General features: G+C 67.9%; 9 protein-coding genes. All 9 read right to left on the bottom strand.

What is annotated here, in order from left to right:
- Nucleotides 1–129: 129 nt before the first annotated feature.
- The 9 genes from ACLQ6X_RS14090 to ACLQ6X_RS14050 all read right to left on the bottom strand — a co-directional run bounded on the left by ACLQ6X_RS14090 (nucleotide 130) and on the right by ACLQ6X_RS14050 (nucleotide 9,100).
- Nucleotides 130–1,677 (bottom strand): Mur ligase family protein, encoded by a 1,548-nt coding sequence (locus ACLQ6X_RS14090; protein WP_411700787.1) that lies wholly within the window; start codon nucleotides 1,675–1,677, stop codon nucleotides 130–132.
- Entirely contained in the window at nucleotides 1,674–2,429 is a 756-nt protein-coding gene (locus ACLQ6X_RS14085; protein ID WP_411700786.1) for an alpha/beta fold hydrolase, read from the bottom strand. Before ACLQ6X_RS14085 ends, ACLQ6X_RS14090 begins: the two co-directional genes overlap by 4 nt.
- Nucleotides 2,430–2,431: 2 nt before the next feature.
- A complete protein-coding gene (locus ACLQ6X_RS14080; RefSeq protein ID WP_411700785.1) occupies nucleotides 2,432–3,466 on the bottom strand; it encodes an NAD(P)H-dependent glycerol-3-phosphate dehydrogenase in 1,035 nt (344 codons plus the stop codon).
- The gene (locus tag ACLQ6X_RS14075) at nucleotides 3,456–4,208 is read right to left on the bottom strand and encodes a lysophospholipid acyltransferase family protein (RefSeq protein ID WP_411700784.1); all 753 of its coding nucleotides are present in this window, start codon (nucleotides 4,206–4,208) and stop codon (nucleotides 3,456–3,458) included. Before ACLQ6X_RS14075 ends, ACLQ6X_RS14080 begins: the two co-directional genes overlap by 11 nt.
- 5 nt (nucleotides 4,209–4,213) lie before the next feature.
- The gene (gene murA / locus ACLQ6X_RS14070; RefSeq protein WP_411700783.1) at nucleotides 4,214–5,581 is read right to left on the bottom strand and encodes a UDP-N-acetylglucosamine 1-carboxyvinyltransferase; all 1,368 of its coding nucleotides are present in this window, start codon (nucleotides 5,579–5,581) and stop codon (nucleotides 4,214–4,216) included.
- Between the two features lie 39 nt (nucleotides 5,582–5,620).
- Nucleotides 5,621–6,217 carry a 3-isopropylmalate dehydratase small subunit gene (gene leuD, locus ACLQ6X_RS14065; RefSeq protein WP_411700782.1) on the bottom strand — a complete coding sequence of 199 codons (597 nt, stop codon included), beginning with the start codon at nucleotides 6,215–6,217 and terminating at the stop codon, nucleotides 5,621–5,623.
- Nucleotides 6,217–7,692, bottom strand: coding sequence for a 3-isopropylmalate dehydratase large subunit (gene leuC / locus ACLQ6X_RS14060; RefSeq protein WP_411700781.1), 1,476 nt, complete (start codon nucleotides 7,690–7,692; stop codon nucleotides 6,217–6,219). Before leuC ends, leuD begins: the two co-directional genes overlap by 1 nt.
- 179 nt (nucleotides 7,693–7,871) lie before the next feature.
- A complete protein-coding gene (locus tag ACLQ6X_RS14055; protein ID WP_411700780.1) occupies nucleotides 7,872–8,357 on the bottom strand; it encodes a hypothetical protein in 486 nt (161 codons plus the stop codon).
- Between the two features lie 62 nt (nucleotides 8,358–8,419).
- A complete protein-coding gene (locus ACLQ6X_RS14050; protein WP_411700779.1) occupies nucleotides 8,420–9,100 on the bottom strand; it encodes an FHA domain-containing protein in 681 nt (226 codons plus the stop codon).
- Between the last annotated feature and the right edge of the window lie 13 nt (nucleotides 9,101–9,113).

The following is a 9,113-nucleotide window of genomic DNA, read 5'->3' as shown; positions in this document are numbered from 1 at the left end:
CCGGTGAGGATCGAGATCTCATGCTCGGGCGAGGGCCCGCCGAAAAGTACTGCCCAGGGTGAACTCACGCGTGACCATCCAAGAATCTCGAGCGCCGCAACTGTCTACTGCTGGCCCGGTGCGGCTGGTTTACGGGTAGTGGTCCGGCAGATCGTTCTCATAGAGGATAACGCCTCGGTCGCCGGCCTGATCGAGCGCCGCAGCGACCGCTTCGGTTCTGCGGTCGAAAATTCTCACAGAACCCGGCCCGGATGCCGCCCCGGCGACGAGAGCCGCGCGATTCGTGCGGGCGATCGCGAAGAGGTGGCCGCCGAGGGCCGACACGGCCGCCGCGAACGCCTCGTTGCGGGCCGCCTGCACGTGACCCAGCTCGACCATTCCGGGCGTGACGACCACGAGCGGGCCGCCGCGCTCTGCCGCGATCGCCGCGGCACCCTCGAGGGCGCGCTGCGACCCGACCGGGTTCGAGTTGTAGGTGTCGTCGATCACGACGACGCCGCTCTCCGCGTACTGCACCTCGGCGCGGTGGGGCGAGTCGGGCAGGGCGCCGAGGCGGGAGGCGATGGTCGCGAGCGGGATGTCGAGGGCGTGCCCGATTCCGACCGCCACGGCGAGGTTGACGGCGTGCCCGACCCCGGGTATGACGACGGACGCGGTCGCGACGGTACCGTTCTCGACGACCGTGACGACTCCGGCGGCGGCGTCCACGACGACATCCGCATCGGTGCCGGGGACGACCGAGACGGTGATGACGCGCTTGCCCTCGGCGCGGCACTTCTCGGCGAGGCCGGAGAGCTCGACCTCGTCGATCGGCAGCACGACGGTGCCGGCCTTCTCGGTGATCTCGCTCTTGGCCTGGAAGATGACCTCGCGGCTGCCCATGCGGGCGAGGTGGGCCTCGCCGATCGTGGTGATCGCCGCGATGTCGGGCGGGAAGCTCTCGCTCAGTTCGCGGATCTCGCCGCGGCCGTAGACGCCCATCTCGGCGATGAACACCTCGGTGCCTGGGATCACGCGGTCGTTGACCGCGCGCGACAGCCCCATGAGGTTGTTGAAGCTCGCGGGGCTGGCGACCACCGAGAAGCTGGACGAGAGGATGTGCGCCACATAGCCCTTGGTGGAGGTCTTGCCGTAGGAACCAGTGATGGCCACGACAGTGGGCTGCACCTGCTTGAGGCGCTTGCGGGCGCTGAGCATCCACTTGCGCGACAGGCGCTTCTCGACCGGCTTGAGGATGACGAGGGCCAGGTCGGTGATCGGCGCGGCGAGCAGCAGCGTCAGCACGATTCCGGCGCCGCCCAGCACGAGCGCGAGCAGGGTGCCGATCACGGCGACCAGCACGATCCAGAGCACGAGCAGGCGCTTCAGACGATCGGTCCAGGCGAGCTTCGCGCTGGTGCCGCGGATACCGAGGCCGTAGGGCAGGAAGCCGGCGATCACGGCGGCGGATGCGGCGAGGCCGGAGAGGTCGGGGAAGAGCGAGACGACCGCGAGCACGACCACGAGCGCGGCGATCACCAGGTTCACGGGCCGCTTCGCGAGCCAGAGCCAGGCCAGGCGGGTGACCCAGGGCGCGATGTAGTGCTCGCGCTGGGCGACGCGCAGCCAGCGGGCGGCGATCAGCACGGCGGCGATCACGCCGATGAGCACCGTGACGATGGAGAGTTGCTGGTTCATTTGCCTGAATCTTTCTGGGGTGCCGTCTGGGCGACGAGGGCGAGCAGTTCTTCACGCACGGCGGTACGCAGGTCGCCCTCGAGCAGGTGCCCGGCGCCGGGCACGACGCGGAAGGTGGAACCGGCGATCTGCTGCGACGCGGCGAGGCCGGCGTCGGCGGGAGCGGCCGTGTCGTTCTCGCCCCAGACCATGCGCACCGGCACGGTGATGCGCGCGAGATCGTCGCCGTACTCCTCGCCGACGACGCGCACCAGCACGTCGCGCATCGTGCCCTGAGCGGCGAGGTAGTCGGCCGAGCCGCGCTTCTGGCGCTGCTTCTCGAGCACCGAGGCGGGCAGGATGCCCCGCTTGGCGAGCGCGCGCACGATGCGGAACGAGCGGGCCGGTTTCGGAGCTGCCTGCAGGCGCATCAGCGGAACGCCGGTGAGCACGATGCCCTTCACGTACTGGGGGTACTTCGCCGCGAGGCGGGCGGCGACGCGTCCGCCGAAGGAGTGGGCGACGAGGATGACGGGACCGAAACCGGCGATCGCGTCGGCGACCTCCTCGGCGTAGTCTTCGCTGCCCCACACCGTGTCGGGCTCGGGCGTCGTGCCGAAGCCGGGAAAGTGGATGGCGACGGCGTCGAGGCCCTCGACGATGGGGGCGAAGTCGGTGGCGGAGCGCATCCAGCCGGGCAGCGCGACCACGGCGGGCGGCGTTGCCCCGGTCTTCTCGGCGAGCAACCGGCCGTCGGCGAGAGCGGTGATCATGCCTATTCCCCCTGGGGCATCGGGTCGGTGGTCAGGTGCGGCGCGATGTCGCGCGGGTCCATGGTGCCGGCGAGCACCTCGGCCACCTGGCTGACGATGGGCATCTCGACGCCCTTGGCCAGCGCCAGTTCGAGCACCGGTGCCACCGACGACAGCCCCTCGGCGGTCTGGTTCATCTGCTTCACGACGTCGGTGAACGAGTACCCCTGGCCGAGCAGGCGGCCCGCGGTGTTGTTGCGCGACAGCGACGACTCGCAGGTGGCGATGAGGTCGCCGAGACCGGCAAGGCCGGCGAGCGTCTCCGCCCTGCCGCCGTACGCGACGGCGAAGTCGGTCATCTCGACGAGCCCGCGGGTGATGATCGACGCCTTGGTGTTCTCGCCGTAACCGACGCCGTCGACGATGCCGATGGCGACCGCGATGAGGTTCTTCAGCACGCCGCCGAACTCGGTGCCGATCACGTCGGTGTTCACGAACGACCGAAAGTAGGGGTTGGTGGCCGCCATCGCCACGAGCGTGGCGGTCTCGAGGTTCTGCGACGACACGACGGCGGCGGTCGGCTGCTGCTTCGCGATCTCGAGGGCGAGGTTCGGTCCGGAGACCACGGCGACCCGGTCGGGGTCGATCTCGAGAACCTGCACGATGACCTCGCTCATGCGCAGCCCGGTGCCCTTCTCGACGCCCTTCATGAGCGAGACGACGATTGCGTCGTTCGGGATCAGCTCGCGGGCGGCCAAGAGGTTTTCGCGCAGAGACTGGCTCGGTACCGACAGGTACACCTGCTCCGCGTCATCCAGAACCGTTTCGAGACTCGAGAAACCGCGGATGCTGCGGGGCAGGTTGATGCCGGGAAGGTAGTCGCTGTTGCGCTTCGACTCGGTGATCTCCCGAGCCAGTTCGGGGCGGCGCGCCCACAACGACACGTCGGCACCGCCGTCGGCGAGGATCTTCGAGAAGGTGGTGCCCCACGATCCGGCTCCGAGCACAGCGACCTTGCGCGCCCTCGAGTCGGGTGTGAGGTGATCGCTACTGTTCAAAACGGCCGGTGTCCTTCTGGTTGTGTTTGGCGGGATCCCAGCGCTCTGCCGGCGCCTTCGCTCCGCGGAGTTCTTCGAAAAGCGCGGTGATCGCGTCCATCACGAGGTCGGTCGCCTCGGCGAGTGCCTGGGAGTCGAGCTTCCGGTCGGCGAAGGTCGACAGGTCGACCTCGGGTCCGAACTTCACCTGCACGGTCTTGCGGGGGAAGACGCTGATCTTCTTGCCGTAGCGCGGCATCACGAGCTGGGTGCCCCAGTGCGCCACGGGGATCACGGGGATGCCTTGCTCGAGCGCGGTGCGCACCGCGCCGGTCTTGCCGCGCATCGGCCACAGGTCGGGGTCGCGGGTGAGCGAGCCCTCCGGGTAGATGACGACGGCGAGGCCCTGGTCGGCGATCTGCTTCGCGGCACCGAGCGGATCGGTGCGGCGGCCGGAGTCGGGGCGCTCGACCGGGATCTGGCCCGAGGCGGTGAGAAGCCTGCCCATGATCGGCACCTTGAACAGCGAGGCCTTCGCCATGTAGTGCGGCATGCGCCCGACCTTCCACATCGCGACGCCGACGATGAGCGGGTCGATCTCGCTGTAGTGGTTCGGGGCGAGCACGAACGCGCCGGTTTTCGGCACGTTCTCGACACCGCTGAGCTTGAGCTTCGCGATCAGGTCGATCGGAGGCACCGCCATAGCGGCCATCAGCCGGAAGACCGGAGTCTTCTCCGACCCGGCCCGGCGGTTATCGATCACGCGGGTTACCCCTCGTAGACGAAGTCGGCCCCAAGCGCGCGCAGCTTGTCGATGAAGTGCTCGTAACCGCGGCTGATGATTCCCACGTTGCTGATGGTGGACTGTCCCTCGGCCGTGAGCGCCGCGATCAGGTGGCTGAAGCCGCCGCGCAGGTCGGGTACCCGGATGTCTGCTCCGTGCAGCTTGGTCGGACCGGTGATGACGGCCGCCTGCTCGAGCGGACGACGCGGCACGCGGCGCGTGACCGACTCGAGTCCGTCTTTGTGCACGACGATGTCGGCGCCCATCTCGATGAGGGCGTCGGTGAAGCCGAAACGGTTCTCGTACACGGTCTCATGCACGACCGAGATGCCCTGCGCCTTGGTGAGGGCGACGATGAGCGGCTGCTGCCAGTCGGTCATGAAGCCGGGGTGCACGTCGGTCTCGACGACGACGGGCTTGAGGTCTCCACCGGGGTGGTAGAAACGGATGCCGTCTTCGTGGATGTCGAACGCTCCGCCGACCTTGCGGAAGATGTTGAGGAAGTTCATCAGCTCGGCCTGCTTGGCGCCGCCGACGAAGATGTCGCCCTCGGTCGCGAGCGCTGCGGAAGCCCAGCTGGCCGCCTCGTTGCGGTCGAAGAGCGCGCGGTGGTTGTACCCCTCGAGCTTCTCGACGCCCTCGATGAAGATCACGCGGTTGGGCTCGACGTTGATGATCGCGCCCATCTTCTGCAGGATCGCGATGAGGTCCATGATCTCGGGCTCGATGGCGGCGTTCTTGAGCTCGGTGACGCCCTTGGCGCGCACGGCCGTGAGTAGCACCTGCTCGGTCGCACCGACGCTCGGGTAGGGCAGCTCGATCTCGGCGCCGGTGAGGCCGTTGGGCGCGGTGAGGCGGATGCCCTCGTAGCTCTTGTCGACGACGGCGCCGAAGGCGCGCAGGGCGTCCATGTGGAAGTCGATGGGGCGGTCGCCGATGCGGCAGCCGCCGAGGTCGGGGATGAGCGCCTCGCCGAGACGGTGCAGCAGAGGCCCGCAGAACAGGATCGGGATGCGGCTGGAGCCGGCGAGGGCGTCGATCTTGGCGAAGTGCGCGCGCTCGACATTGCTCGGGTCGAACGTGAGTTCGCCCTCCGCGGTCTTCGTCACCGAGACACCGTAGGCCTCGAGCATTCCGGTCACGACGCCGACATCGCTGATGTCGGGAACGTCCTTGAGAACGGAGGGACTCTCGGCGAGGAGGGCGGCGACCATGGCCTTGGTCGCGAGGTTCTTCGCACCGCGGACTTCGATGCGGCCGCGCAGCGGTTTTCCGCCGTTGATCACGATCTTGTCGGACTTCAGTCCGACCCTCTCACCAGCCTTATGGGCATCTTGTATAAGAGAATTCATTCTTCAAACACCTTCACTGCTTGTGTTGCGGGATCTGCCTTATTTGGCGGGGAGTGTGAGGGGACGCCAGCGTTCGCGCCGAGCTTCGAACTCCGTTATCTGCGCTTCGTCGCGCAAGGTCAGACCGATGTCGTCGAGGCCTTCGAGGAGCCGCCACCTAGTGTAGTCATCGATCTCGAAAGGCACGGTCAGGTCGGCGACGCGCACATTCCGTGCTACGAGGTCGACCGCCACTTCTTCTCCGGGGGTCGCTTCGAGCAGTGCCCAGATCTTCTCCACGTCGGGCTCGGAGACCTGGGCCGCGAGCAGCCCCTGCTTTCCCGAATTGCCGCGGAAGATGTCGCCGAACCGCGAACTGATCACGGCCTGGAAGCCGAAGTCGCGCAGCGCCCAGACGGCGTGCTCGCGGCTGGAGCCGGTTCCGAAGTCGGGCCCGGCAACGAGGACGCGGCCGTTGTCGTAGGGCGGGGTGTTGAGGATGAACGCGGGATCCTGGCGCCAGCCGTAGAACAGGGCGTCTTCGAAGCCGGTCTTCGTGACCCGCTTGAGGAAGACCGCCGGGATGATCTGGTCGGTGTCGATGTTGGAGCGCTTGATCGGCACGCCGATGCCCGAGACGGTGGTGATCTTGTCCATTACGCCGATACCTCCGCGCTCGTCGCTTCGACAGGCTCAGCGGCCTCGATGTCCCACGGCGACGACAGCGTGCCGCGGATCGCCGTGGCCGCGGCCACGAGCGGCGACACGAGGTGCGTGCGCCCGCCCTTGCCTTGGCGTCCCTCGAAATTGCGGTTCGAGGTCGACGCGCAGCGTTCCCCGGGTGCCAGCTGGTCGGGGTTCATGCCGAGACACATGGAGCAGCCGGCGAACCGCCACTCGGCGCCGAACTCTTTGACGATCTGGTCGATGCCCTCGGCCTCGGCCTCGATGCGTACGCGGGCGCTGCCCGGCACGACCATGACGCGCACGCCGTCGGCCTTCTTCTTGCCCTTGATAATCGAGGCGAAGGCGCGCAGGTCTTCGATGCGGCTGTTGGTGCACGAGCCCATGAAGACGGCGTCGACCCGGATGTCTTTCATCGGGGTGCCGGCCGCGATGTCCATGTATTCGAGGGCACGTTCGGCGGCCGACCGCTCGTTCGGGTCGGCGATGTCGGCTGGGTTCGGAACCGGCTCGCTCAGCGAGACGCCCTGGCCCGGGTTGGTGCCCCAGGTGACGAACGGTTCGAGGGTATCGGCGTCGAGGAAGACCTCGGCGTCGAACACGGCGTCGTCGTCGGTAGCGAGGGTCTCCCAGTAGGCGACCGCGTCGTCCCAGTCCTGGCCGACGGGCGCGTGCGGGCGGCCCTCGAGATAGTCGTAGGTGGTCTGGTCGGGGGCGACCATGCCGGCGCGAGCGCCGGCCTCGATCGACATGTTGCAGATCGTCATGCGGCCCTCCATCGAGAGGGACCGGATGGCGCTGCCGCGGAACTCGAGCACATAGCCCTGGCCGCCGCCGGTGCCGATCTGCGCGATGACCGCGAGGATGATGTCTTTCGCCGTGACGCCGGGGCGGAGGGTTCCCTCGACGGTAATGGCCATGGTCTTGAACGCCTTGAGCGGCAGCGTCTGCGTTGCGAGCACGTGCTCGACCTCGCTGGTGCCGATGCCGAACGCCATCGCGCCGAACGCGCCGTGGGTCGAGGTGTGGCTGTCGCCGCAGACGACGGTGATGCCGGGCATGGTCAGCCCGAGCTGCGGTCCGACGACGTGCACGATGCCCTGCTCGATGTCGCCGAGCGAGTGCAAGCGAACGCCGAACTCGGCCGCGTTGTTACGCAGCGTCTGGATCTGCGTGCGACTCGTGAGGTCGGCGATGGGCTTGTCGATCGCCAGGGTCGGCGTGTTGTGGTCTTCGGTCGCGATCGTCAGGTCGAGGCGGCGAACCGGCCGGCCGGCGAGACGCAGCCCGTCGAAGGCCTGCGGGCTCGTGACCTCGTGCAGCAGGTGCAGGTCGATGTAGATCAGGTCGGGCGATCCGTCTTCGCCCTTCACGACCAGATGGTCGTCCCAGACCTTCTCGGCCAGGGTGCGAGGCCGCACGGCCTCGGAAGTATTCGGTGCAGTCATTTCAGCGGTCCTTCTTCTTTTCGAGTGATCAGCCGACGAAGAACTCCGCGACGAGGAAGGCCGTAGGACTAGGCCTCGTCGCGGCGACGAAGGAGAAGGAGCCGCTCGAAATTCATCCCCCGACAGTATCACCAGACTCGCCCGGACGCCGGTAAGGGACGCTCAGGCTTTCCGCCCGCTCACCCGGCCTCGTGCTTCGGCTTGCGTGGCCGTAAAAGGGTGCCGGCACGCAGCTCGTCGATGATCGCCGGACCGAAGGTGAACGACAGGCCGCCAATCGTGAGGCCGATGAGTCCGGACGCACCGGCACCGGCGAGCAGCCACCCGTTCTCTTGGGCCGGATCGACGAGAGTGAGCCATGCGTTCGGCAGAACGACGCCGAGATAGAGGGGCACGGCGAAGCACACGATGACCGCGAGGGTGTACGAGGCTTTCTGTGACCGTCGCCAAACCGCGATGGACGCCATAGCCAGCGCGACCAGGGCTCCCGCCACCCACAACGACACGTCGGCGAGCACGCCGGTGATCACGCGCACGTCGAACCCACCGCGTTTACTCGACATGTATAGGTCCATCACGTCGCCAATGGCGGGGGCGACGACGAACGCGAAGTACGCGAGTGCGATGGTCGCTATCGCGCTCCAACCCAGCGCAATGAACGACATCAGACGCACCTCGTGCGGCGTCGACTTTACGTTGCTGGGCCGGTTAGCGCGGTCGCGGATGCTCACTCGAACGTGACGCGCGTGACGAACTCGCCGAGTTCGAGTTCCGCGCCGGCGGGTACCGCGGCGCGGGTTCCCGGCACCACCTCCACGACGTCGTCACCGACCACGACGTAGACGCCGTTCGTGGAATCGAGGTCGTGCACCCACAGCACTCCCCCGTCGATCTCGAGCAGCGCGTGGGTCTTCGAGACGGATTTCGTGAGGTCGTCGACGGAAACCGGTGTGGCCTGGGGCCAGGCTGCGGATGCCGCGGGGTTGCGACCGACGAGAACGGCCGCGTCGAGCGCGATGGTCGCGCCGCCGTCGGGGAGGGCGAGGCGCCAGACGGGGGCCGGGGTCGCAACCGCGACGGGGCTTGTCGGCGGAGCGGGCGCTTCGACAGGCTCGGCGACCGGGGTCGGCTCAGCGACCGGGTTCGGCTGAGCGACCGGGTCCGGGTCCGGCAGCTCCGGCGTCGCCCCGATCACGGTGGGCACGAACACGATGTCGGGAGCGGGCTCCCGCGACGGGGGTGTGCGGGCAGGCACCTTGAAAGTGCCCGAGTCCAGCGCGATGCCGGGTGGCAGCGAGATGAACTCGGTTTCGTCGGCCGCGGCAGCGGACGTGGCATCCGTCGTTTCGATCTCGACCGGCGCACCGGGCGGCGGCATCGCGATGAAGGAGTCGTTGTCCGGGCTCACCCGAGCAATGCTA

It is taken from the genome of Conyzicola sp., from assembly GCF_046714715.1.
Classification (GTDB): Bacteria; Actinomycetota; Actinomycetes; order Actinomycetales; family Microbacteriaceae; genus Conyzicola.
Note: the sequence above shows the minus strand (reverse complement) of the source record. Positions and strands in the feature narration are given on the sequence as shown.